The following is a 25,129-nucleotide window of genomic DNA, read 5'->3' on the forward strand; positions in this document are numbered from 1 at the left end:
CGTTCGCATCACCGCTGTATTGGCTTCACACTTTGTCCATACCGGCAGGGCATGCTTCCGGCACTGGTCAACGGTGGGGTCGCAGTTTACGACAATGAAATTCGGAATGCGATTTTCATCGCTTTGAGTCGCCATTCCGAAACTGTCGGTAACGAAGACGCGATCTATTCTCGCATTCTGCGCATAGTGACACGATCCACTTGAAACCGACATGCTCCGGAATCTAGGTTCTGTCCTGTCGCGACGGACAAGTGCCAGATCCCCGTCACCGGAACACGTTTCCGGCGGCATCCGCCCAGAATGAGGAGAAAGCCATGCGCGGCAGCAACGACTGGAGCTGAGGTAAGCGAAGTGGATTGCCTGTGGGCCTGGAGCGACGAAACGCTTACGCTCGGCAACGAGGCGAGATGACGGAAACCAGCACCAACGACGACGCGACCGATCAGCGGCTCCGGCTGCTCATCGGTCTCGTCGTCGTTGGTGCGTCGATAGCGACGGCCGGCTGGGCGCTCTACCTCGTCCGCCACCCCGTCGAGATGCCGCCGCCGTGGGCGCTGGCCCTGCTCAGCCTCTCCGTGGTGGCCGCCAACCGGCTCAAGGTCTCGGTCCGCATCCGATCCAGCCTGGACGGCACCACCTGGGGCGAGGTCCCGGTCCTGGTCGGCCTGGTCCTGTTCCCGGCGCCCTGGGTGGTCTTCTGCTCGACCGCCGGGGTCGCCGCCCTGAAACTCGCGGCCCGCCAGGGCACCCGCAAGACCGCCTTCGCGACCGCCAAGGAGGCGCTCACCGCGAGCGCCGCCGGCCTGGTCTTCCTCGCGTTCGGCGCCGAGCCGCACCTGCTGCACCCGTCCTTCCCGGCGCTCGCCATCGTGGTGGCGCTCGCCGCGTTCACGATCGTCGACAACGTGGTCTTCGTGCCGGTCATGGCGGCGAACACCCGCACCACGATGCGCCGGGCCGCCCTCAAGAACGGCAAGCGCAAGATCCTCGGCTTCCTCGGCCAGCTCGCCGCGAGCCTCCTCGTCGCCGGTCTGCTCGCCGCCGACGCCGACATGCTGCTCCTGCTGGTCGTCCCGCTCGTTGTGGCCTGTATGCACCTCTGGCAGTCCCGCAGCGCCCGCACCCGCGAGGAGCGCGAGTCGTGGCAGCGCCTGGCGAAAGCGACCGACGAGCTGAACGCCGTCGACCTCACCCAGGTCCTGCACGCGGCGACCACCCGGGCCGCGCAGATCTTCTCGGCGGCCGAGGCGACGATCGACGTGACGGCCGGCGGCCAGGGGCGCACCGTCCGGGCCACCGAGTCGCACGTGCTCACCGACGGCCCGCTGATCGTCGTTCCGGGGCACCGCGACGAGAAGGCGGTCGACCTGGTGGCGCACGACGGCGGTGTCCGGGTCGGGGTGCTGCGCCTCTGCTTCGGCGGCGCGGTCCGGCTCACCGAGGTCGAGGAATACAAGCTGCGCACGTTCGCCTCGGCGGTCTGCACCGCGATCCGGAACGCCCAGGCCTACGCCGAGCTCGCCCGGATCGCCGCGGAGAACGAGCACGCCGCCACCCACGACCCGCTCACCGGCCTGGCCAACCGCCGCCGGCTCTACGAGCACGCCGGCGACCTCTACCAGAGCACCGGTCAGGCCGGCCTCTTCGCGTTGCTGCTGATCGACCTGAACCACTTCAAGGAAGTGAACGACACACTGGGGCACGCCGCCGGCGACGACGTCCTGCGCGAGGTGGCCGGCCGGCTCAGCGGCGCGGCGGCCGGCGGCGACCTGGTGGCCCGGCTCGGCGGCGACGAGTTCGCGGTGCTGATGACCGGCCTGCCCACCCCGGCGCTCGCGACCCACCGGGCCGCCTCGATGCTCACGGCGCTCGACGCCAGCATCGAGGTCGAGGGCATGCAGATCACAGTGGACGCGGCCGGCGGCATCGCGCTGGCGGCCGGCACCGGCGGCGTCGAGGAGCTGATGCGTCGCGCCGACATCGCGATGTACCAGGCGAAGCGCACCGGCGAGCCGACCGCCATCTACGTGCACGCCCGGGACACGGCCGACCTCGAGCGCCTCATGCTCACCGGCGATCTGCGGCGGGCGGTGGCCGAGCACGAGTTCGCCGTCGAGTTCCAGCCGATCGTCGACCTGGGCAGCGGCGAGGTGGTCTCGGCCGAGGCCCTGGCCCGCTGGCGGCACCCGGCCCAGGGCAGCCTCACGCCGGTGCAGTTCCTCGAGACGGTGGAGCGGTCCGGCCAGCTGCCGGCGTTCGCCGACGCGGTCCTGGAGCAGTCGCTGATCGCCATGCAGACCTGGCGGGAGGCCGGCTTCGACCTGCCGGTCGCGGTGAACGTGTCGCCGCGCAGCCTGCTCGACCCGAAGTTCCCGGGCACCGTCCTGGCCCGGCTCGCCCGCCACGAGGTGCCGGCCGACCGGCTCACCCTGGAGCTCACCGAGACGCTGACGATCAGCCAGCTCGACGTGGTCGAGCGGGCCCTCGCCGACCTGCGCGACGCCGGGGTCCGGCTGGCGATCGACGACTTCGGCACGGGCGTCTCGTCGCTCTCGGTCCTCTCCCGGATCCCGGTGCACCAGTTGAAGATCGACCGCGAGTTCGTGGCGTCGGTGGAGACCTCGGCGGAGGCGGCCGCGGTCATCCGTACGACCGTGGACCTCGCCCGCAATCTGCACCTCACCGTGGTGGCCGAGGGGGTGGAGAGCGAGCCGCAGCGCCGGGCCCTGTGGGAGGCGGGCTGTCTCGCCGGCCAGGGTCACCTCTTCGCCCGGCCGTACTCCGCGGCACGGTTCCTCTCGGCCCTGCAGCGCGGCTTCGGCGGCCGGCCCGGGGTGCTCGCCGCGGCCCTGCACGACGGCGGCGCCGTGGTCCGGATGCCGATGCGGCGCTCCACCAGATCATCTCTGCCACACTTGCCGGCGTGACCGACCTGCTCAGACGCTTCGACCGGGCGTGGCACGGCCGCGTCGCCGACCTGGTGCTCTACGGGGTGTCGGCGGCGTTCGCGCTGATCACCGCGTTCACGTCGACGCTGCTGCCACATCGTGCCTGGGGTGCGGTCGCGGTGTGGGGATACCTGGCGGCGCTTCTGATCACTTTCGGCAGCCGCTCGGTCGTCGTCCGCGAGGCCGTCGCCTGGGTCACCTGGACCGCCGTGGCCCTGCTCCCGCTGATCGTCCAGGCGGTGCAGCGGTCCGCCGGTCGCACCGACCGGGCCCAGGAGGAGGTGGTCGTCGTCGAGCACATGGGCGAGTCGCTGCTGCACACCGGCACGCCCTATCTGAGCCGCGCCGAGATCGCCGCGATCCCGCTCGACGAGCGTCTGCTCGGCTACCGCCCCTATCAGCCCGGCATGGGCGTTTTCGGCCTTCCGCGCGCGATCGCCGACGATCACTGGTGGACCGACGCCCGGATCTGGTTCGCGATCACGACGGTGGTCGCGCTCGCTGCGGCGGTCACGCTTCTGCGTTCCACCCCGGCCCGCGTACGAGGGATCCAAGCGGCCACGGTCCTGCCGGTGACGGCCCTGACCCTGGCGACCGGAGGTGACGACATCCCGGTCCTCGCCCTCTGCCTGCTCGCCCTGGCGCTGGCGGCCACCGGACGCTACGGCTGGGCCGGCGTGGCCGTGGGAGCGGCCGCCGCCTGCAAGCTCTTCGCCCTGCCGGTCGTCGCCGTGCTCGCCGTCCTGGCCGTGGTGAACGGCCGCTGGCGCCGGTTCCTGCCGGGCGCGATCGGCCTGCCGCTGCTGGCCCTGCTGCCGCCGCTGCTGGTGGACGCGGACGCCCTGATCGAGAACGTGCTGCGGTTCCCGCTCGGGCACGGCCTGGTCACCAGCCCGGCGCAGTCGCCGTTCCCCGGATACCTGATCTCGCAGTTCGTCCCCGGCGGCCGATACGTCGCCGCCGGCCTGCTGGTCGTGGCCGCCGCGGCGATCGGGGTGCTGCTGCTGCGCCGGCCGCCGCGCACGGCCGCCACGGCGGCGCTCTTCTGCGGCTGGGGACTGCTCGCGGCGATCCTGCTGATGCCGACCACTCGTTTCGGTTACTTGCTCTACCCCGCCGCGCTGCTGCTGTGGAGCCCTGCGCTGCTCGGACTCAGCAACCACACAGCTACAACGGCCCCACGGCATGACACAGCCTTGTACCGTCAATGAAATGATGACCTGTCCCAAGTGTCATGGCGAGATGCGGGTCTACGAGCGCAGCGGCGTGACGATCGACCAGTGCACCGAGTGCCGCGGGATCTTCCTGGACCGCGGTGAGCTCGAGAAGCTCTTCGCTGCCGAGCAGTCATACAACGCCCGTCCGGCCGGCGCGGGGCAAGCTCCGCCGCCCCCGGCTCACGCGCCCGCTCCGCACCAGACCCACCAGCCCGGTTACCCGCCGCCTCCGCCGCCCCCGCCGGCCTACGGCGCCCCGGCCGGCTACCCGCCGCCCGCGCCCGGCTACGGCCGTCCGGCTCCCGCCTACGGCCACCACGGCCACTACCGGCAGCACCACGGCCACTACCGCCGCCGCAGCTTCCTCCACAACCTCTTCGACTGAGGCTCCGCTCCTCAGCTGATCAGGCGCTCAGGTCCTGTTTCGTAGAGGGGGCAGGAGCGAGGCGAGGTCCAGGTGTCGTCTGGGTGTGCGGCGCGGGCGCCCGGATACCGGGGTTGTATCCGGGTGTTCGCGACGTGCGGCCAGGCGGCGGCTGGGCCACGCCGCAGCCCAGCCATCCTCTACGAAACAGGACCTACGGCCGATCAGGCCGCGACCAGTCCGGTGGTCGCGGCTTGGTCGGCCCTGTCGTTTCCCGAAACGGTGTCCGCGCATTGGGATGATCACCTGGCGTCCGCCGCGTCGCCGTCCCCGGTCGCCGTCCACTCAGCGTGATCACTCTCCGGCACGTGACGTGGCATTGATCACTCTCGGTGAGCACAAAGCGGAGTCGTTCGGTCACTTGAGAGCGAACTATTTCGATAAGGCTCTCTTTTCGTGTGCGTTACGAAGTTACAGAAATACGCAACGTCGCTGATCTTGGGTATTGTCACGTCGCCCCCTGTCGCGGCGAACGGAGGAAGAACCGTGACCGAGACCCTGCGAAACGACCTCGAAAACGTCTACGGCCGCTATGAGGAACTACGCTCCGGAGTGGACGAACTGCAACGCAGCATCGCCACGATGCAGGTGAGCGCCGAGTCCGAGGACGGCGCCGTGCGCGCCACTGTGGACGCCGACGGCCGGCTCGTCGACCTGATGCTGAACCAGAAGGCCTGCCGGGAGTGGGACGTCAACACCCTGGCCCGGGTCATCGTGCAGACCGTGCAGAACGCCGCGGCCGGGAAGTATCAGCAGCTCGAGAACATCGTGACGAACCACCGGCCGGAGGCCTGAGAGCTGCCTGGTACGCCGGTTCGGGGCTCCCGGCGTACCCTCGTCGCTCTTGATCTTGCTCTTGATCTTTAAATGGCCATGTCCACGAAGCGGGACAGGTGCAGCTGGGCGGCCACGGTCACGGTGTCGGTCGGGCCGTTACGGTGCTTGGCAACGATGAAGTCGGCCTCGCCCGCCCGCGGCGACTCCTTGTCGTAGTAGTCGTCGCGGTGCAGCAGGATCACGACGTCGGCGTCCTGCTCGATCGAGCCGGACTCACGCAGGTCGGACAGCTGAGGCCGCTTGTCGGTCCGCTGCTCGGGACCACGGTTCAGCTGACTCACCGCGATGACCGGGCACTCGATCTCCTTGGCCAGCAGCTTCAAGCCACGGGAGAGTTCGGAGACCTCCTGCTGACGGCTCTCGGTCTTCTTCGGCGAGCTCATCAGCTGGAGGTAGTCGATCACGAGCAGGCGCAGGTTGTGCCGCTGCTTGAGCCGCCGCGCCTTGGCCCGGATCTCCATGAGGTTCATGTTGGGCGTGTCGTCCACGAAGATCGGCGCCTGGCTGATCTCGCCCATCCGCCGGGCCAGCTTCGTCCAGTCGTCGTCGGAGAGCTGCCCGGACCGGAGGGTGTGCAGCGGCACCCGCGCCTCGGCGGAGAGCAGACGCATCACCATCTCGATCTTGCTCATTTCCAGCGAGAAGATGGCGCTGGCGCAGCCGCTCTGGATCGCCGCGTTGCGGGCGAAGTCCATGCTGACCGTCGACTTGCCGAGACCGGGACGGCCGGCCACGATGATCAGCTGGCCGGCGTGCAGGCCGTTCAGCAGGCGGTCGAGGTCTTGGAAGCCGGTCGGCACACCGGTCATCACGCCACCGGCCGCGCCCACCGCCTCGATCTCGTCGAGGGTCGGCTGGAGCATGTCGCCGAGGGCCGCGAAGTCTTCGCTCACCCGTTTCTCGGTGACGTCGTAGATCGCCTGCTGGGCCAGGTCGACGATGTCGTCGACGTCCCGGCCGCCGTTGCCGCCCGTGCCGTAGCCGAGCTGCACGATCTTGGTGCCCGCCTCGACGAGCCGGCGCAGGATCGCGCGCTCCGAGACGATGCGGGCGTAGTAGGAGGCGTTCGCCGCGGTCGGCACGCTCTCGATCAGCGTGTGGAGGTAGGGCACCCCGCCGATGCGCCCGAGCTCGCCGGAATCGGCCAGCGCCGCCGCCACGGTGAGCGCGTCCGCGGGCTCGCCCCGCCCGTACAGATCAAGGATGACGTCGTAGATCGTGGCGTGCACCGGACGGTAGAAGTCGGTGACCTTCAGGATCTCGACGACGTCGGCGATGGCGTCCTTGGAGAGCAGCATGCCGCCGAGCACGCCCTGCTCGGCCGCGACGTCCTGAGGCGGGGCCTTGTCGAAGCCGGCGCCTTCGTTCTTGCTCTTGCCCTTGAACGCGCCACCACCCTCGCCCGGCTGTGACGGCGGACGAGACTCCGGCCTTGCGTCATCGGTGATCGACACCCCGGAGACTCCTTCCGCTGGCCATGCCCGCTTGTCGACGATCGAACAACCTGGGTACGACACTTTCGGCTGAACCTCGGGACGAGTTCAGAAGAACTCTCCGATCATTTTCGGCACCCGAGGCTGGACCACTCTACGAATCCCGCCCCCACCTGCCCAACTACGCCGGTGGACGAGCCTCGGGACAACCTGTGGACAGGAAGGGCCGCGCCTGTGGGTAGCCCTGTGCACACCATGTGGACAACGGTTGGGGACAACCCCGCTGACCCGGGGTTTTGTCATCCCCACCTGTGGAGGGCAGAAAAGAGCGCGGATCAGGGAAAATAACGTGCCGGGTGAGCAAACCGTCGCGCTGAGGCGTTGCGGTTCCGTCCTGAGCACGTCACCCTTTGCACGTGGACCAACGGGAGTGGGACTACGGCGCCCGCATGTCGCGCGAGAGGCGCGCTGCGGAGGCTTGGCCCACCCGCGAACCGGAACCTGATTCCGAACCCCGCTGGGCCTCGCTGACCGACACCGGCAGCATGGCGCCGAGCGACGAGGCGCTCAGCTGGCAGCGCCGCGCCGACGCGTGGGCGCAACAGGCCGAGGTCGAGGTCTACGGCGGCGGCGGGCAGAACGTCGAACCCACCGCGAACCGCTGGTCCGACGTCGCGTCCACCGGCCGCACCGCCTTCCCGGCGGACGGGCAGGGCTGGCGTACCGAGACGTCCGAGTGGCGGGCCACCGGCGCCCGCTGGCGGCAGACCACCGAGTGGCGTTCGTCCACCGGCTCCCACGTGTGGCGGTCCACCACCGAGGCGTGGCAGTCCGAGGAGGAACTCGCCGCCGCGAACGAGAAACCCGCCATCCAGGGCACCGCCTGGCCCACGCCCGAACAGGACGACACCGGCACCGGCCCGGCCTCCTGGCAGCGCCGCGCCACCACACCCGTCGAGCAGACGCCGTCCTGGCAGCGCAGCACCGGCTCCTGGAACAACCGCGCCCCCGACCAGCCGCCCGGCGAGAACACGACCGGACTGGCCCGCTGGGAACGCACCGACGCGCCCGGGTGGCAGACGTCCCCGGCCGAGGACGCACAACATCTGGTACGCGACGACGACCGCGCGGCCTGGCAGCGCGACCAGTCCCCGCGCCGCGGCCGCCGCCGCGCCCCCGAACCCGACTCCACGCCCTCCGGCGGCTCCGGCTGGTCGACGGCTTCCGAGCCGGACAGCTGGGAACGCCACACCGACACCGGCAGCATCCCGGCTTGGGGGGCTTCGGCGCGCCCGGGCGGTTATCCGGATGGCTATTCGGACAGCCCCTCGAGTGGCTTCGAGGATCGCTCCGGTGGTTATGGCGGCTCGGATGCCTTCGGTGCTCGCTCCGGCGGCTATGAGGCCGGCTCGGCCGGTTACTCCGATCGCTCCGAGGGCTACGGCGGTCGGCCCGGCGGCTTCGAGAGTGGCGGTTTCGAGGGCGGCGCCGAGGCGTTCGGGGCGCGCTCGGGCGGTTTCGACGGTCGTTCCGGCGGCCGGCCCGGCGGTGCGGAGGCCGGCGGTTTCGCGGAGGGTGCGCGAGCGGGCGACGGCGCCGGGTCGCGGCGCGCGCGCCGGCGGGCTGCCGAGCCTGATGCGTACGCCGATTCGCCCGCCGACACCGGCACCGGCCCGACCGACACCCCGCAGGCCCCGGGTGGACGGCCGCGCCGCTACAACCAGGGTGCCACCGACTGGCGCGAGGACACCGCCTCCTGGACGGCCGAGCCCGACACCAGCAACTGGACCCGCGACCCCGACACCGGCCAGTGGAGCCGCGCCGAGGACGACCCGCGCGTCCTCGCCTGGCGCGCCGAAGCGGCCCGCCGCGAATCCCTGAAGACCGACTCCCCACCCGCCGACGAAGCCCCCCGCTCCGGCCGCCGAGCCCGCCGCGACGGCCCACGTCTCGACGGCCCGGCCGGCGGCGTACCCGGCGGTCCCCTGCCGAGCAGCGGCATGCCCTCACCCGACGCGGCCTGGCCGACAAGCTCCGTACCCGACGAACCCGCCTCGGGCTCCCGCGGCATGGCCATGCTGCCGATCCCGCGCAGCGGCATGCCGAGCAACCGCCAACTCCCGAGCCGTCCGAGCAGTGCGGTCCCGGGTTCTCCCGCTCCTTATGAGACCGGCCAGTTCGGCGCCGGCCCCTCCCGTCCAGGCGACAGCGGTCAGTTCGGCTCCAGCCCCTCGCGTCCGGCTGACAGCGGTCAGTTCGGCTCCAGCCCCTCGCGTCCGGCTGACAGCGGTCAGTTCGGCTCCGGCCCTTCTCGTCCCGGCGACAGCGGCCCGTTCGGCCCTCGTCCGGGCGAGTCGGGCCAGTTCGGCTCCCGCCCTGCCGACACCGGCCAGTTCGGGTCCGGCCCGGCGGGCCCCGGTGACACGGGCTCGTTCGGTGCGGGCGGGCGGCGTTCCCGCGACGAGGGTTCCGGTGAGGGATACGCCACCGGCCGCCGCCGTCGCGCCGCCGAACCCGACCCCGACTCCTGGCAGAGCCGCCGCGACCCCGCAGGCCCCCTGCCGCCGCGGCGCGAGCTGCCCTCCGGCGGCTACCCGGCGAACCCCGCCCCGTCCGCCGCTCCCTCATGGCAGCCCGACGTCCCGGAGCCGCGCCGCCCCTTCGGCAGCCCGCAGCAGCGCGCGCTGCCCGGCGGTTCCGACTGGTCCGCCGACCCGGCCCGCCAGGAGAGCCGCTGGGACGCCCCGGGCGAGACCGGTGTCCCGAATCGGGCCTGGCCGGGTACGGCCCGTCCCGATCAAGGCAGGCCCGATTCGTGGCGTGACCCGCAACCTTCCGGAGGCACGCCTTCCCGCGAACTGCCCGCAGGTGGCCCCTCGTGGAACCGCGACCCCGGATCCCGCGAGACGACGGGCTCCTTCGGCAGCCGCAACCTGGCCGGCCGAGCAGGAGCCCCCGACTCCACCGGCTCCTGGAACCGCGACTCCGCCGGACGCCCGGGCACCCCCGACACGACGGGCTCGTGGAACCGCGACGCAGCCGGACGACCCGACTCCACCGGCTCCTGGGCCCGCGAGGCAACCGGACGACCCGATTCATCCGGCTCGTGGAACCGCGACGGCTCTGGTTCCACGTGGAACCGTGACGCTGCCGGCGGCCGTGACGACGCGCCCTCCTGGCAGGACACCTCACGACCCGGCCCCACGCGTCCGGCGAGCGCCCCCTCCTGGCAGGACCGCGACCCCGGCCGCGGACCGTCGTGGGCCGATTCCGCCCGGGACGACGTACGCGGTGCCGCCGGCGCCCCCTCCTGGCGCGACCCGGCCCGCGACGAGCCCCGCGGCCCGTCCTGGCAGGAACCCCGCGACAACGCCGCCCCGAGCGGCCCGTCCTGGCAGACCCCGCAGTCGAGCGCGCCCTCCTGGCAGACCGAACCACGCGGCCCCTCCTGGCAGGAACCCGCCCGCGACGAAACCCGCGGCCCCTCCCGCGACGACTGGCAGGTCTCCACTCGCGGCCCCGGCGGCGACTCCTGGCAGAGCCCCCGGCAGGACTCCTCGCGCGGCCCGGGCTGGCAGGACACCTCCCGCAGCGGCCGACCTGACGACACCCGCGGTGGCTGGCAGGGCGGCGACGAACGTGGCAGCCGGCCCGGTTCCGGCCGTGACGATCGCGGCGCCGGGTGGGTTCGGGATGAGGGTGGGCGCCCTTCCTATGGCGCTGCTCGTGCACTGCCCGCCGGGCCCAGCCGTGACGAGACGACCTATGGCAGTGGGACCCCGCGTGCCCTGCCCGCCGGCAACTCCTCCTGGCAGGAGGACGGCCCTACCTGGAACGACGGGCGCAAACCTCCCTACGGCTCAGGCGGCCCCGACGACGATCAGAACCGGCCCGGCGGCTCAGGAAGCGACTGGCCGGGCTCGGGAGGCGCGGGCTCGGGAGGCCCCGGTTACCGAGGCCCGGCATACGACGGCTCCGGAGGCCCGGCATACGGCGGTCCCAGGTCCGGCGGCTCCGGGTCGGGCGGTGCGGGTGGCTCCTACCGCGGCTCGGCCACCGGCAGCCCCGCCTGGTCCGATCCTGCCCGGCAGGAGGGGCCCGAGCAGCGGAAGCCCGCCTACGGCACCCCGCGCCAGCTTCCCGCCGGGAGCGCCGGGAGCGCCGGGAGCGCCGGCTGGCCCGATCCGCTGAGCAGTCCGCCGCGGCGGGCCAGCGTGCCCGGGTACGGTTCTGCCGAGCCGTGGAACAACGACGCCCCGCCGGCCGCTACCAGCGGGTACGGCGATACGGGTGGGACCGCCGACTGGCTCGCCGCCGAGCGTGCGACCGGGCGTCGGAGTGCTGACTATCGCGACGGCGCCGGGCAGGGTGGTGAGACCGACTGGCGCCAGTCGCTGGGACCGCAGAGCGACCTTGCCGAGGGTGAGTCCCGGCGTTATGACACGTCGGACTTTCCGCCCTTTCGGCCCAGTGGATCAGCGACGGTCGACGGATCGGCGAATCTGGCCCTGAGCGCCACCTCCGTCATCTCGACGGACCCCGAGGCCCGGGCCGGGACCACCGCGCCGGTCGGCGACGCCCCCGGGCCCGCACCGGCCCGAGGCCCGGCAACCTGGCGAACAGGCCCGGAAGAGGCAGCCGGAACGAAAGCGGCGACCTGGCGAACCGGTCAGGAAGAGGCAGCCGGAACGAAAGCGGCGACCTGGCGAACCGGCCTGGAAGAGGCAGCGGGAAAGAATGCGGCGACCGCCGGCGAGGCCGACCTCGACACCTCCTGGCCGCCCCGCCGCAGCACCGGCGCCTTCCAGGGCACCGGCTCCTACGAACGCCGCCCCGTCACGAGCGGCCTGGTCGCCGCCGGCGGCACCGACCTGCTCGACCCGGACGACGACGAGGAGGACGAGGAGACCTCCAGCAGTCCGCTCGCCGCCGTCGGCTACACGGTCGTCTGGTACGGCGTACCGGTCGTCCTCTTCGTGGCCGGCATGTTCCTGCTGAACAGCGGCCAGCGCAACCACGCCCTGGACACCCTCGCCGACGCCGCCCCCGAGTTCGCCGTCTCGCTGGTGCTCAGCATGATCGTGGCCTTCGCCCTGCGTCGCGCCACCACCGCCTGGAAGTCCGCGAGCGTGGGCTTGGCGGCAGCGGTCGTCGGCGGCGGCCTCGCGACGGTCCTGAGTTCGGCGATAACCGGCAACAGCCTGAGCTGAGCCGGCTGGCTCCGCTTCGCTCCGCGGCGATTGCCGCCGCCCGGCCTGGAACGGCGAAAGGCGCGCCGGGCCGAAGCCCAGCGCGCCTCAAGAGCGTGCAGCCGGAATTACTTGGCGGCGACGACGTTCACCGGGAACGTCGCGGTCACCTCGGGGTGCAGCTTGACCGACACGGTGTACGAGCCCGTGGTCTTGATGTGACCCGGGAGCTCGAGACGACGACGGTCGAGGGCCGGGCCGCCGGCGGCCTTGACCGCGTCGACGATCTCGGCCGGGGTGATCGAGCCGAACAGGCGGCCGCCGTTGCCGGAGCGCGCGCTCAGCGTGACCTTGAGGCCGGCCAGCTGGCCCTTGACCTCGGTGGCCTGACCCAGGTCACGGATCTCACGAGCCTCGCGGGCCCGCTTGATGACAACGACCTGCTTCTCGGCGCCCTTGGTCCACTGGATGGCGAAACCCTGGGGCAGCAGGTAGTTGCGGCCGTAGCCGTTCTTCACCTCGACGATGTCGCCGGGGGTGCCGAGGCCGGAAACTTCCTGCGTGAGGATGATCTTCATCTCGGTGCCCCCTCTCAGCGCGCCGTGGCCGTGTACGGCAGGAGCGCCATCTCGCGGGCGTTCTTGACCGCGCGGGCGATCTGACGCTGCTGCTGCGAGGTCACACCGGTGACGCGGCGGGCACGGATCTTGCCGCGGTCGGAGATGAACTTGCGCAGGAGCGCGGTGTCCTTGTAGTCGATGTAGGTGATCCCGTCCTTGTCGAGCGGGTTCACCTTCTTCTTCGGCTTGCGAAGCGCAGCAGCCTTGGCCATTGCTCTCTAACTCCTGAACTCAAGTAAGCCCGAAGGCTTAGAAGGGAGGCTCGTCGTCGAACGAGGAGTTGCCGCCGCCGGAGCGGCCGCCACCACTGGAGGCGGGCGCAGCCGTGGCCCAGGGGTCGTCGAAGTCGCGGTTTCCGCCGCCGCCTCCGCCGCCGCCTCCGCCGTTGTTCCCACCGGACTGCCGGTTGCCACCACCGGAGGCGCCGAAGCCACCCCCGCCGCCGCCGGACCGGTTCATCTTCTGCACCTTCGCCGTGGCGTAGCGCAGGGACGGGCCGATCTCGTCGACCTCGAGCTCATAGACGGTGCGCTTCTCGCCCTCACGCGTCTCGTACGACCTCTGGCGCAGGCGACCCTGCACGATCACCCGAGCGCCGCGCTGCAGCGACTCGGCGACGTGCTCGGCAGCGTCACGCCAGATGTTGCACGCGAGGAAGAGTGGCTCGCCGTCTTTCCATTCGCCCGATTGCCGGTCCAAGGTCCGCGGCGTGGAAGCGATGCGGAACTTGGCGACCGCCGCACCCGAAGGGGTGAAGCGCAGCTCAGGGTCGTCGGTGAGGTTACCGACGACCGTGATGGTGGTTTCTCCTGCCATGACTTCTCCTCGCCGCTTTCAGTCGTAGATGGCAAAGGGTCTCAGGACCCTCTGACAAAAACGCCTCAGCGGGTCTCGGGACGGATGACCTTGGTACGCAGGATGGACTCGTTGAGCCGGAGCTGACGGTCCAGCTCGGCGACGGCCTCGGGGGTCGCCTGAAGGTCGACGACGGCGTAGATGCCCTCGGCCTTCTTGTTGATCTCGAACGAGAGCCGGCGACGGCCCCAGACGTCGAGCTTCTCCACCGAGCCACCCGCGGTCCTGATGACGTTCAGGTACTGGTCGAGCGACGGCGCGACGGTGCGCTCCTCGAGCGAAGGATCGAGGATCACCATGAGTTCGTAATGACGCAAGACATTCACCTCCTGTGGGCTAAGCGGCCACGGTCTCTCCGTGGCAGGAGGTCTTGTGTCGTACGCAGAAGAAAACCGTGGGAGTCGGATCCCCACGGCGCACACACTGCGAACCGGGCCAGCATACCCAGGTAAGGCGCTCGGCCCAAAAACGACGACCCCGTCCGGGGACGGGGTCGTCGTCGAAGGAGAGCCGCGGGGCGTCCGGCCCGATTCGTTGGGTGGGACCTGGGGAGGAACGACCACACCGATGAGGTTGGACGCGTCCGCCCCGCGGAGCTTTCGAGGAAGAGCTTACGCCATATTCGCGCGAGATGCACGTTGTGACACGATTGCCCGAATCGCGGCGATTGAGACGCCCAGAACACAGACCAGCGCGGTGAGTCCGAGCAGCCCGATCGGCTTCCCCTCGCTGATCGTCCCGACCGCGGCGACCGGCTCGGTGGTGACGCCGGCCGACGGCTCCCGCATGTCCAGCACCGGGACACCCGCGTTCGCCGAGCCCTCCTCGGACGCGACGGTCTCCATGACGTCGGCGGGCGGCGCGCCGGTCGTCGCCGCGGCGGCAGCGGCCGAGCTGGGCGTGAGGGTGCCCGGCGGCATGCCCGCGATCGCCGCGTTCCCGACTCCGCCCGTACCCGGCATGGGTCTTGTCCTGAGACGCGGGCTCGCGTCGCCCTGCGGCATGGCGCTCGACGGGACCGCGGCCGAAGGCCGCACGGCGGCCGGTTTGCGCGAACCGGGCCGCGAGATCTGCAATCCGGTCCGGCGGGGGCGCTGCGCGGAAGAGGCAAGGCCCGATTTGGCAGAGCCTGCACGTGTACGAGGGGGAGCACCGTGACCCGATGGCTTGGACAGGGTCGACGCGTTCGCGCCCGGGGCCGCCGGCGTCGTATCCGGCCGGGAAGCGCTGGCCGAGGGCTCGGCCGTCACGATCATCGGCACCACCTCGTCGCCATCGCACTCCGGCGTGAGCAGCACCGACGTCGTGCCGCGCCGGAACACCACCTCGGCCGAGCCGTTCTCCGGAATCATCCCCTTCGGCGCGCCGCCGAGTTTGAGCTGCGCGTCGTGGCCGGTCCGGTTCCGCACCTGGACCACGCTGTCGGCGGGCACCTTCATCGACTCGACGCTCGGCTTCGACTCGCAGGTCAGCCCGAGCACCCCGTCGCCGTTGAAGCTCACCCGGCGGTCGTTCGGGTCGAGCTGCTCGGCGCTCGCCGTCCCGTTGGTGAGCAGCGGCGCGCCGAAGATCAGCCCGCTCAGGACCACTGCCGCCACCCGGTATCGGACACGCAACGCCATGCACCATCCCTCGAGTTCGCCACCGGACACGCCGGTATCAGTCAAACCGTGATCAATGGACACAACGAGGGCATACCGGGGCCGGTGACGCGATAGGAAAGCGTCGTACTCGCGTCGTAGGCTCGTCCCATGCGCATCGGAGCCCACGTCGATTCCGCCGAACCGCTGGTCGAGGCCGCTGCTCGCGGCGCCGACGCGGTGCAGTTCTTCCTGACCGACCCACAGAAATACAATTCGCCCAAACCGCGCGCCGACGCGGAGCTGCTGAAGGCGTCCGAGGTGGACATCTACGTTCACGCGCCCTACATCGTGAACGTCGCCTCGCCGAACAACCGGATCCGGATCCCGAGCCGCAAGCTGCTCATGGCGCACGCCAAGGCGGCCGCCGAGATCGGCGCGAAAGGCCTGATCGTGCACGGCGGCCACGTGGGCTCCGGGGCCGACCTCGCCGACGGCTTCGTGAACTGGCGCAAGGCTTTTGAATACGCGGAGAAGGACGGCGGCCTGCCGCTGCCGGTGCTCATCGAGAACACGGCCGGCGGCGACAACGCCTGCGCCCGCCGCTTCGACGACCTGGCGCGGCTGTGGGACGAGGTCGGGCAGTTCGGCGCCGGGTTCTGCCTGGACACCTGCCACGCCTTCGCCGGCGGGGAAGACCTGACCGGCATCGTCGACCGGGTCAAGTCCATCACCGGCCGCATCGACCTGATCCACGCCAACGATTCGAAGGGTGGATTCGACTCGGGCCAGGATCGGCACGACAACCTGGGCAGTGGGAAGATCGACCCCGAGTTGGTGGTGGCCGCGATCCGGGCCTCGGGCGCTCCGGCCATTGTGGAGACCCCCGGCGGCGCGGAAGGCCAGACCGCCGACATCGCCCTTCTGCGCGAGCGGGCGGGCGGCTGACGGGCACCGGTACGGGAGGGTCATGACCGAGCAGCAGCGACCGGCCTCGCCCGCACCGCCCGGCGAGAAGCCGTCGCCCTCCGTCGCGCCGAGCTCACCGGGGGTGGGGTCGGCCGTGAAGTCGCGCCGGTGGTTCGGGCGATTCGCGGCGAAATCGGCCGCCGCGCCCGCGATCCCGGAGCAGCGCAGGCCGGTCGAGGACAAGGCCGCAGCGAAGGGCGAGGACAAGACCGCGGCGAAGGCCGAGGACAAGGCCGCGGCGGAGGGCGAGCCGGCCGGAAAGGCCAAGCCGGCTGACGGCACCAAGCCGGCCGAGGACGCCGGGCCGGCCGAGAAGGCCAAGACCGCTGAGAAGGCGAAACCGGCCGAGGAGGTCAAGCCGGCCGGACGCGGGAAGGCGAGGGGGAAGCGGTCCGAGGCACGCCCGCCCGGCGCCCCGCCCGACCCGTGGACCGTGTTCGCATCAACTGAGGATCAGCCCCCGGGCCGGGTGCGCCGTGGTCTCGCCGCGACGGGCCGCACGCTCGTTCACGAATACGCCGTAGCGACGTACACAAGCCTTGTTCTCGCCGTTCTGATGACCTGGCCGACGCTGCGGTACCCGCTGCACACCCTGCCGCAGGACCTCGGTGATCCGGCCCGCCAGGCCTGGCAGATCTCCTGGGCCGGGCACGTCGTCTTCTCCGACCCGGTGCAGCTCTGGCAGTCGAACTCCTACTACCCCCTGGTCAACAGCTACGCGTTCGGCGACAGCCTGCTCGGGTACGGCGTCTTCGCGCTGATCGGCACCGGCCCGGCCGCCGCCGTCCTGCGCTACAACCTGCTCTTCGTGGCCGCCCACGCGCTGCTCACGCTCGGCGCCTACGCCCTGGTCCGGCAGCTCGGCGCGCGCCCCCTCGGCGCCTCGGTCGCGGCCGTGGCGTTCGCCTACGCGCCGTGGCGGCTCGCTCAGGAGGGCCACCTCGACATCATCTCGGCGGGCGGCATCCCGCTGGCCCTCGCCATGCTCGCCCGCGGCCACGGCTGGTCGCTGCGGTACGGCCTGCGCCCGAAGCGCCAGAGCCCCGGCTGGGCGGCCGCGGGGTGGCTGGTGGCGGCCTGGCAGATCACTCTCGGCTTCGCGCTGGGCATCCCCTTCGCGTACGTCCTGGGCCTGATCCTGGTGGCCCTGGAGATCGCCGGGTTCGTTCATCGTCTCCGGCGACGCGACTACAACTGGTTCGATCGGCTCATGCGCGCGCCGAAGAAGCCGCTCTTCGGATGGCGGCTGATGGCCACCAACACGCTCGGCGCCGCGATCTTCATCGGTGTCGGGATGGTCGTCGCGGTGCCCTACCTGCGGGTGCCGGACAGCCCGACCCGGACGCAGGAGATCGAGTTCTTCTCGCCGCCGCTGCAGAGCCTCCTCATCGGCCCGGCCGAGTCCCGGATCTGGGGCGCCGCGCACGAGACCGCCCGCACCTCGCTCGGCTGGGCCGCCGAGATGTCGCTGCTGCCCGGCTTCGCGCTCTACGCCCTGGCCCTGGCCGGCCTCGCCTTCTCGGTCTGGCGGCTGCGGCACCGGATGATGCTGATGGTCGGCGTGACGCTGACCGTGGTGCTCACCCTCGGCACCAACTACCTCGGCGGGCACTACACCTATCTACCGCTGTTCGGGCACTTCCCGACCTCGTTCGACCAGCGCGTCCCCGGCCGCCTCATGCTCTGGGTGACGCTGCTGCTGGCGATCCTGGCGGCCGGCGCGGTCGACGACTTCGTCCGCCGGGCCCGGCACTTCGCCGCGCAGCGGATCCCACCCTGGCCGGGCCCGTGGCTGCGGCTCGCCATGGTCACCCCGCTGGCTCTGGTCGCCCTGGAGGGCTGGAACGCCACCGCCCACCCGGTCGTCCCGGAGCAGCCGGAAGCCATGCGGACCGTGACCGGCCCGATGCTGGTGCTGCCGACCGCGGAGCTCACCGACCAGACCGTGCAGCTCTGGTCCACGACGAGGTTCCAGCAGCTGGCGAACGGCGGCGGCTCGTTCGCGGCGGCCCGGCAGACCGAGCTGCGCAGCCGGGTGGCGTCGTTCCCCGACCAGGCGAGCGTCGACTACCTGCGGTCGATCAACGTGAACAAGGTGCTGCTGCTCCGCGACCACGTGGCCGGCACCTCGTGGGAGCGTGCCGGCGACACCGCGGTGGACGCGCTCCAGATCCGCCGGCAGGACCTGAACGACGCCGTGGTGTTCTTCCTGCGCTAGGGCTTGCCGGCCAGAACCGGGGGCTCCTGGTCGGGCGCCGGCGCGGGCGCCTCCTGGGACGGCCCGAAGCCGAACGCCCGGCGGAACCCGGTGAGCCACCCGGCCTCCGGGCCGTCCAGCGGGCCGGCGTCCGGGTCGGCGCCGTCGTAGGACTGCCGGACCACGTCCAGCTCGGGCCGCCAGACCTCGCGGGCCACCAGCGCGAAGAGCAGCGCGACGGTGACCAGGCGGGCGGTCGAGGCGAGCACGAACGTCCCCTCCGGGATGACCGACTTGCCGCCGGCGCCGATCAGCTCGGCGTAGAAGGCGGCGAGATAGCCCACCTCGGCGATGCTCCAGGCGACGACCGCGCCCCACTTCGGCCGGGCCAGGACGATCAGCGGCAGCAGCCAGAGCACGTACTGCTGCGACCACACCTTGCTGAAGATCAGGAAGGCGGCCACGACCAGGAACGCGATCTGCGACAGCCGCGGCCGGCGCGGCGCGAGCAGGCCGAGCAGCAGGATGCCGAGGCAGGCCAGGCCGAAGAGCGCGTACGACACGTAGTTCAGCGTCGGCACGTGGTTGCTGAGCCACTGGAACGGCCCCTGGTCGCCCTCGTTGCCACTGGCCCACTTGCCGTCGAGGTAGCGGCCGATGTACCAGAACGTGCCCCAGTCGATCGGCCGCTCCGAGTTGAGCCGGAAGAACCGCAGCCAGCTCTCGTGGTGCCAGTAGTAGACCGGGAAGTTGACGACGGCCCAGGTCAGCGCGGTCGCGATGAACGAGCTGAAGAACGGTTTCAGCCGGCCGGTGCGCAGCGCGAGGACCAGGATCGGCCCGAGGATGAAGAGCGGCCAGAGTTTCGCCGCGGCGCCGAGGCCGAAGAAGACGCCGGCCCAGACGGGCTTGCGCTGCACCCAGAGGTAGAGGCCGAAGAGGGCGAACGCGATCGCCAGGAAGTCCCAGTTGATCGTCGCGGTGAGCAGCAGGATCGGCGAGAGCGCGAAGATCGCCGCGTCCCACGGCCGGCGCCGGCGAAGGGCCAGGATGATCGCCGCGGTGGCGATCGCGAGCAGCGACAGCACCAGCGCGTTGGCGTTGTAGAACCAGCTGCCCTGGTTGATGTCCGGGTGGTCCTGGCCGTACCAGTGCACCGGCAGGCCGAGCGCGCCCATGAAGTAGCCGGTGACGACCGGGTACTCCACCGGGTGGTCCACGTACGGGACCTTGCCCTCGTTGATGCCCTCGGCGTAGTAGAGCGCCAGCACGTCGGTGTAGCAGTACCGGGTGTACTGCACGTTCTTCTGCCAGTTGCCGTCCATGCAGGGCGACTTCTGCACCCAGGAGAACGCGAGGACCAGACAGGTCAGCGCCAGCACGATCCGTGGCGCGGTCCAGAACCGCCCGGGACGCGAGCCCGGCTTCACCGCGTGCGAGCCGAGCGGGCCGCCGAGGAACTGGGACAGTCCCCGGACGAATCCGTCGGAGGACGGTTCGGAGACGTCCGGCTGGTCGGTGGGCGGTTTCGCGCTCATGACTTGGCATCATGCCGCATTCCGCGCCCGTTGCGGTGACTGGCCGCACTGCCACACCGATCTTCGGTCCCAAACGACGGCGCCCGCCTCGAAAACGAGACGGGTGCCGTTCAGGGATCACAGGACGTCAATCGCTGTTGTTCCCGTTGCCGTTGTTGTTGCCGCCGTTGCCGTTGCCGGCGTTCTGGTTGCCACCGTTGCCGGCGTTCTGGTTGCCGCCGTTGCCGGCGTTGTTGCCGCCGTTGTTCTCCTGACCCTGGCAGAGGATCGGGAACTGCTGGCAGACCTGGCTCTGGTTCGGGTCCGGGACCGGGGTCTGTACGGGCGGCGGGTCCTGGCCGTTGGCGTACTCGCTGTTCTCGTCGCCGGTCTCGATCCGGGCCGGGAACTCCTCCTTCTCCCAGTTGAGCTCGTCGACGACGGTCTCGATGAACTCCTCCCAGATCTTGGCCGGAGTGCCGGAGCCGAACATCTTGCCGCCGTCGGCCTCCTTGAGCTGGACCTTGTCCTTGGAGCCGCCGACCCAGACGGTCACCGCGAGCTGCGGGATGCCGCCGACGTACCAGGTGTCGCCGTTGCCCTTCTTGAACTCCCAGGTGCCCGACTTGGCGACCGACTGGCGGCCGTCCGAGATCCGGTGGTTCTGCGACTTCGGGATCTCCTGCAGGACGCCGAGCAGGTTGGCCATCTCGGCGGCGTCGAAGACCTGCTTGCCCTTGAGGTTCTCGCTCTTGACGGTGGTCTGCTTGCCGGTGGTCGAGTCGCGCTTCTTCACCGTCTTGATGAAGTGCACGTCGTGCCGGACGCCGCCGTTGACGATCGTGGAGACACCCTGCGCGTGGTCCAGCGGCACGACCCGGTACTGGCCGAAGGCGACCTCGTTGTCGAAGTAGCCGCCGCTCGTCCACTTGGACGCCTTGGTCTTGGTCAGGTCGACCATCTCGCCGCTCTGGAAGCCTTCCTTGGCGTCCGTCCACATGTAACGGATACCGGCGTCGCGGGCGGCCTCGATGACCTTCTCGCGGCCGATGTTGTTGGCGATCCAGTAGAACGGGAAGTTGTACGACTTGACCGTCGACGTCTCCAGATCGCAATACTTGATCTTGCCGCCGCAGACCCGGCCCGGGTCGGCGCCGGCGTTGCTGATCGGCGTGCCGTTCGGGCGCTTGAGCGAGCCGTCCCAGGTCGTCTTGAAGGAGATCTTCTCCTTCAGGCCGGCGGCCAGCGTGTAGATCTTGAAGGTCGAGCCCGGGGACTGGCCGCCGTAGTCGACGACGCCGCTGCCGTCACCGGCCATGTAGCCGCCGTAGTCGGTGCCGTTGGGGTCGTCACCGCCGTAGTAGCCGAGCACCCGGCCGGTGTCCGGGTCGATGCCGATCACCGCGGACTGGTAACTCTTCGGCCGGCCGTTCAGCGGCGACGTCTTACTGGCCCGCGATCCGGCGGCCACCGCGGCGGCCTGGACCTTCGGGTTGATCGTCGTCGTGATCGTGTAGCCGCCCTTGGTCAGCTCCTCGTCGGAGATGCCCATTTCCTTCAGCTCGTACTGCACGTGCCGCATGATCATGCCGACCGGCTTGCCCTCGGCACAGGTCTTGCAGGTGCTGCCCTTGCTGATCGGGTTGACCTTCGGGTACTTCCGCTCGTCGTACTCCTTCTGGGTCATCCAACCCATCTCGAGCATGTTCTTGAGCGTGTACTCCCAGCGGTCCTTGGCGTCGGTCGGGTTGTGGTTCGGGTCGTATCCCTTGTGGAAGTTGTTCGGGTACGGCTGCTTGATGATCGACGCGATGACCGCGGCCTGGTAGACGTTGATCTCGTTCTTCGCGCCCTTGACCACCGAGGCGTTGAAGTAGCCGTTCGCCGCGGCCTCCGCGCCGTACCGTCCCTCACCGAGGTCGATGTAGTTCAGGTACATGCCCATGATCTGCGGCTTGTCGTACTTCGACTCGAGCTTGCGGGCGATGACGGCCTCACGCAGCTTGCGGCTGTAGCTGATCTCCTTGAGCTCGGCCACGTGCCGGGCGTACTGCTGGGTGATCGTCGAGGCGCCCTGCTTGTCCCCGCCGGTGAAGTTGTTCCACGCGGCGCGGGCGATGCCCTTCATGTCGATGCCGTTGTGCTTGTAGAAGTTCTTGTCCTCAGCGGCGGCGACGGCGTTCTGCATCACTTCGCTGATGTTCTGGTAGGGCACGTTGATGCGCGGCGAGCCCTCCTTCGCCAGCACGTTGCCCTTGGCGTCGTAGATCACGTTCATCTGCTCCTCCGCCTGCGGCGTGGGGAGCTCGACGTCGTCGAAGAAGTAGGTGCCACCGACGATGCCGACACCGAGCATGATCACCAGCACGGCCGCGGCGGCGGTCAGGATGTTGGCGCGGCGGTGCTTCTTGTCCGCCTTGCTCCGGCCGCCACGGCCACCGGAACCGCCGGAGCCGCCGCCGAAGCCACCCGGACCGCCGGGGCCTCCCGGTCCGCCCGGGCCGCCTCCGGCCGGGGAGATCGGCACCGAGGCACGCCCGGCCGGGCCACCGACCGAGGCGGCGCCGACCGAGGCACGGCCGCCGGCCGCCGGGACCGAGGCACGGCCGCCGGCGCCGGCGCCCACCGAGGCACGCCCGGCTGGGCCGACCGACGCGGAGCCGACCGAGGCCGACCCCACCGATGCCCGTCCTGCTGAGGCGCCGCCCACCGACGCACGCCCGGCCGGACCGGCCACCGAGGCAGAGCCCGAGGGGCGACCCACGGGCTCGTCGTCAGGCGTGGAAGCAGCGGACGGCCCGGGCACTCGGGCCCGGGCTCGTGCGTTCTGCGGATCGCCGTACGCGTTCATTTCTTCACACCTACCGGTCGCGGGGGCGCGTCCGGCCGGCCCGGCGGGGCCGCCCTTCCGTTGCGCCTCGAGCGGACGTTCTCGGAGTTGGAACCTGGAATGAGAATTTGGCACCCAAACCTGTACACGGTAACGAGATCGAACCGGTTCACCGACGCCCCTCCCCACCGTGTGAGGCGAGGGGCTCATCGAGCTCGGCTTCGGAGAGGCCGTCCCGGCCGAGCACGTAGCGCTCGATCAGGTGGTTCCACGCGCAGGATCGGCAGACCTCGACCACGAAGACCTGGAACTCACGCAGCGTCATCGCCAGAACCGGCAGCTCGGCCAGTTTCCGGGCCTGCCCCGCGGACTGCTTGAGCTCTTCGCCATAGACGTAGTGCACAAGTGTCAGGTTGTCGCGGCGGCAGATCGGGCAGCGCTCGTCGGTCGGCTCGCCGTGGTACGTCGCCGCGTTTCTCAAGTAAGGAGACGCGTCACACACCTCGAGAGCCGGCACCCGGCCGTTCCGCACGTCACGCAGGACTGCTCGCCTCTGTAGCGAGTAGTCGATGACCTGCCGCTGCGTGCGCATGGCGAAGAGAGTACGCGGTCGCCGCATCCCCGGCGACCGCCATCACTGAGCGTGGCGTGGCGACTCCGGAGCAGTGTCCGACTTGCGCACCTGCCGGGGCAGTTCTACGGTTGCGATGTATCGGGCCGATACATCGGGGCAGACTTGTGGGGGAGGGATCGGTGCTGGAGTTGGCGATCCTCGGTCTCCTGCAGGAGGCTCCGATGCACGGTTACGAGCTCCGCAAGGAGCTCGCGACCAAGCTCGGCACGCTCCGGGCCGCCATCAGTTACGGCACGCTCTACCCGACCCTGAAGCGGTTGAAGCTGGCCGGTTGGATCAGCGAGGCCGACACGACCGAGACGGACAGCGACATCATTCCCCCGATGACCAGCAAACGGGGTCGCGTTGTCTACAAGATCACGGCCGAGGGCAAGGAACGTTTCGCCGACCTGCTGACCCAGACCGGCCCGGAGACGTACGACGACACCGGCTTCGGCGTGCACTTCACCTTCTTCTCGCGCACCGACCGCGCGACCCGGCTCCGCATCCTGGAGGGCCGGCGGCGCCGCGTCGAAGAACGCCGGGAAGGACTTCGTGAAGTTCTGGCCCGCGCTGCCGATCGTCTGGACGCGTACACCCTCGAACTTCAACGCCACGGACTCGACGCGTGCGAGCGCGAGGTCCGCTGGCTGGAGGAATTGATCACCAACGAGCGTTCGGGCCGGGCTCCCAGCCGGAGCCGGACGTTCACCAGCGAAACCGCTACACCCCCGGAACATCCGCGTCCGCACCCGGACCGGCCGTGATGAACAACAAGGAGGCAAACGCGATGGGCTCCGTCCGCGTCGCCATCGTCGGTGTGGGTAACTGCGCCTCGTCCCTCGTGCAGGGCGTGGAGTACTACAAGAACGCCGACCCCAACGACCGCGTCCCGGGTCTCATGCACGTGACCTTCGGCGACTACCACGTATCCGACGTGAAGTTCGTCGCGGCGTTCGATGTGGACGCCAAGAAGGTCGGCATGGACCTGAGCGAGGCGATCGTCGCCAGCGAGAACAACACCATCAAGCTGACCGACGTCCCGCCGGCCGGCGTGACCGTGCAGCGCGGCCCGACCTTCGACGGTCTGGGCACGTACTACCGCGAGATCATCGAGGAGTCCTCGGCCGAGGTCGTCGACGTGGCGCAGGCTCTGCGTGACGCCGAGGTCGACGTCGTCGTCTCCTACCTCCCGGTGGGCTCCGAGGAGGCCGACAAGTTCTACGCCCAGGCCGCGATCGACGCCGGCTGCGCGTTCGTGAACGCCCTGCCGGTCTTCATCGCCTCCGACCCGGTGTGGGCGCAGAAGTTCACCGACGCGGGCCTGCCCATCGTCGGCGACGACATCAAGAGCCAGGTCGGCGCCACGATCGTGCACCGCGCGCTCGCGAAGCTGTTCGAGGACCGCGGTGTCGAGCTGCTGCGCACGTACCAGCTCAACTTCGGCGGCAACATGGACTTCATGAACATGCTGGAGCGCAACCGCCTGGTCTCCAAGAAGATCTCGAAGACCCAGTCGGTGACCTCCCAGATCCCGCACGAGATGGTCAAGAGCGACGTGCACATCGGCCCGTCCGACCACGTGCCGTGGCTGGACGACCGCAAGTGGGCGTACATCCGCCTCGAGGGCCGGTCCTTCGGTGACACCCCGCTCAACGCCGAGCTCAAGCTCGAGGTGTGGGACTCCCCGAACTCGGCCGGCGTGATCATCGACGCCGTCCGGGCCGCGAAGATCGCCAAGGACCGCGGCGTCGGTGGCCCGATCCTCTCGGCGTCCTCGTACTTCATGAAGTCCCCGCCGGTGCAGTACAGCGACCACGACGCCCACGCGGCCGTCGAGGCGTTCATCAAGGGCGACATCGAGCGCTGAGCTCAAGCCGTCTGATGGGTGACGGGCCGG

General features: G+C 70.3%; 18 protein-coding genes. 9 read left to right on the forward strand and 9 right to left on the reverse strand.

Translation table 11 applies throughout. The features are described from left to right. The first annotated feature begins 407 nt into the window (after positions 1-407). The 4 genes from AB0G10_RS24590 to AB0G10_RS24605 all read left to right on the forward strand — a co-directional run bounded on the left by AB0G10_RS24590 (position 408) and on the right by AB0G10_RS24605 (position 5,384). Entirely contained in the window at positions 408-2,927 is a 2,520-nt protein-coding gene (locus tag AB0G10_RS24590; RefSeq protein WP_360925962.1) for a bifunctional diguanylate cyclase/phosphodiesterase, read from the forward strand. After that, a complete protein-coding gene (locus AB0G10_RS24595) occupies positions 2,924-4,159 on the forward strand; it encodes a glycosyltransferase 87 family protein (protein ID WP_360925965.1) in 1,236 nt (411 codons plus the stop codon). Before AB0G10_RS24590 ends, AB0G10_RS24595 begins: the two co-directional genes overlap by 4 nt. Position 4,160: 1 nt before the next feature. After that, positions 4,161-4,550, forward strand: coding sequence for a zf-TFIIB domain-containing protein (locus tag AB0G10_RS24600; RefSeq protein ID WP_360925968.1), 390 nt, complete (start codon positions 4,161-4,163; stop codon positions 4,548-4,550). A 525-nt stretch (positions 4,551-5,075) separates the two neighbouring features. Then, a complete protein-coding gene (locus AB0G10_RS24605; protein WP_360925971.1) occupies positions 5,076-5,384 on the forward strand; it encodes a YbaB/EbfC family nucleoid-associated protein in 309 nt (102 codons plus the stop codon). Positions 5,385-5,452: 68 nt separating this feature from the next. On the opposite strand, the gene dnaB is transcribed toward AB0G10_RS24605, so the two are convergent. Further along, complete coding sequence (dnaB, locus tag AB0G10_RS24610; protein ID WP_360925975.1) at positions 5,453-6,880, reverse strand: replicative DNA helicase; 1,428 nt, start codon at positions 6,878-6,880, stop codon at positions 5,453-5,455. 395 nt (positions 6,881-7,275) lie between these two features. On the opposite strand from dnaB, the gene AB0G10_RS24615 reads away from it, so the two are divergent. Continuing rightward, entirely contained in the window at positions 7,276-12,069 is a 4,794-nt protein-coding gene (locus AB0G10_RS24615) for a hypothetical protein (protein WP_360925978.1), read from the forward strand. Between the two features lie 107 nt (positions 12,070-12,176). On the opposite strand, the gene rplI is transcribed toward AB0G10_RS24615, so the two are convergent. From rplI to AB0G10_RS24640, 5 genes are all read right to left on the reverse strand, one after another. Beyond that, the gene (rplI, locus tag AB0G10_RS24620) at positions 12,177-12,626 is read right to left on the reverse strand and encodes a 50S ribosomal protein L9 (RefSeq protein WP_360925981.1); all 450 of its coding nucleotides are present in this window, start codon (positions 12,624-12,626) and stop codon (positions 12,177-12,179) included. A gap of 14 nt (positions 12,627-12,640) precedes the next feature. Continuing rightward, positions 12,641-12,880 carry a 30S ribosomal protein S18 gene (gene rpsR / locus AB0G10_RS24625; protein WP_007073789.1) on the reverse strand — a complete coding sequence of 80 codons (240 nt, stop codon included), beginning with the start codon at positions 12,878-12,880 and terminating at the stop codon, positions 12,641-12,643. Positions 12,881-12,917: 37 nt separating this feature from the next. After that, on the reverse strand, positions 12,918-13,484 hold the full coding sequence (locus AB0G10_RS24630; RefSeq protein ID WP_360925984.1) for a single-stranded DNA-binding protein: 567 nt from the start codon (positions 13,482-13,484) through the stop codon (positions 12,918-12,920). A gap of 65 nt (positions 13,485-13,549) precedes the next feature. Beyond that, positions 13,550-13,840, reverse strand: coding sequence for a 30S ribosomal protein S6 (gene rpsF / locus AB0G10_RS24635; protein WP_014448192.1), 291 nt, complete (start codon positions 13,838-13,840; stop codon positions 13,550-13,552). Between the two features lie 294 nt (positions 13,841-14,134). Beyond that, positions 14,135-15,145, reverse strand: a complete 1,011-nt coding sequence (locus tag AB0G10_RS24640; RefSeq protein ID WP_360925987.1) for a hypothetical protein — start codon at positions 15,143-15,145, stop codon at positions 14,135-14,137. 129 nt (positions 15,146-15,274) lie between these two features. Here AB0G10_RS24640 and AB0G10_RS24645 point away from each other — a divergent pair, with 129 nt between their 5' ends. Together AB0G10_RS24645 and AB0G10_RS24650 are read left to right on the forward strand one after the other, a co-directional pair. Continuing rightward, a complete protein-coding gene (locus tag AB0G10_RS24645; RefSeq protein WP_360925990.1) occupies positions 15,275-16,051 on the forward strand; it encodes a deoxyribonuclease IV in 777 nt (258 codons plus the stop codon). Between the two features lie 22 nt (positions 16,052-16,073). Continuing rightward, a complete protein-coding gene (locus AB0G10_RS24650) occupies positions 16,074-18,290 on the forward strand; it encodes a hypothetical protein (RefSeq protein WP_360925993.1) in 2,217 nt (738 codons plus the stop codon). Here AB0G10_RS24650 and AB0G10_RS24655 read toward each other — a convergent pair. The 3 genes from AB0G10_RS24655 to AB0G10_RS24665 form a co-directional block, all read right to left on the reverse strand. Next, positions 18,287-19,807, reverse strand: coding sequence for a glycosyltransferase 87 family protein (locus tag AB0G10_RS24655; protein ID WP_360925996.1), 1,521 nt, complete (start codon positions 19,805-19,807; stop codon positions 18,287-18,289). The genes AB0G10_RS24650 and AB0G10_RS24655 overlap by 4 nt on opposite strands. 127 nt (positions 19,808-19,934) lie before the next feature. After that, positions 19,935-22,412 carry a transglycosylase domain-containing protein gene (locus AB0G10_RS24660; protein ID WP_360925999.1) on the reverse strand — a complete coding sequence of 826 codons (2,478 nt, stop codon included), beginning with the start codon at positions 22,410-22,412 and terminating at the stop codon, positions 19,935-19,937. A 373-nt stretch (positions 22,413-22,785) separates the two neighbouring features. After that, positions 22,786-23,208 carry a DUF5318 domain-containing protein gene (locus AB0G10_RS24665; protein WP_360926002.1) on the reverse strand — a complete coding sequence of 141 codons (423 nt, stop codon included), beginning with the start codon at positions 23,206-23,208 and terminating at the stop codon, positions 22,786-22,788. Positions 23,209-23,369: 161 nt separating this feature from the next. Between AB0G10_RS24665 and AB0G10_RS24670 the strand changes: the two genes are divergently transcribed. Continuing rightward, positions 23,370-23,996, forward strand: coding sequence for a PadR family transcriptional regulator (locus AB0G10_RS24670; protein ID WP_360926005.1), 627 nt, complete (start codon positions 23,370-23,372; stop codon positions 23,994-23,996). Between the two features lie 23 nt (positions 23,997-24,019). Beyond that, positions 24,020-25,099, forward strand: a complete 1,080-nt coding sequence (locus AB0G10_RS24675; RefSeq protein WP_229076670.1) for an inositol-3-phosphate synthase — start codon at positions 24,020-24,022, stop codon at positions 25,097-25,099. Positions 25,100-25,129: the final 30 nt, after the last annotated feature.

The organism is Actinoplanes sp. NPDC023714, from assembly GCF_040639855.1.
Lineage (GTDB): Bacteria > Actinomycetota > Actinomycetes > Mycobacteriales > Micromonosporaceae > Actinoplanes.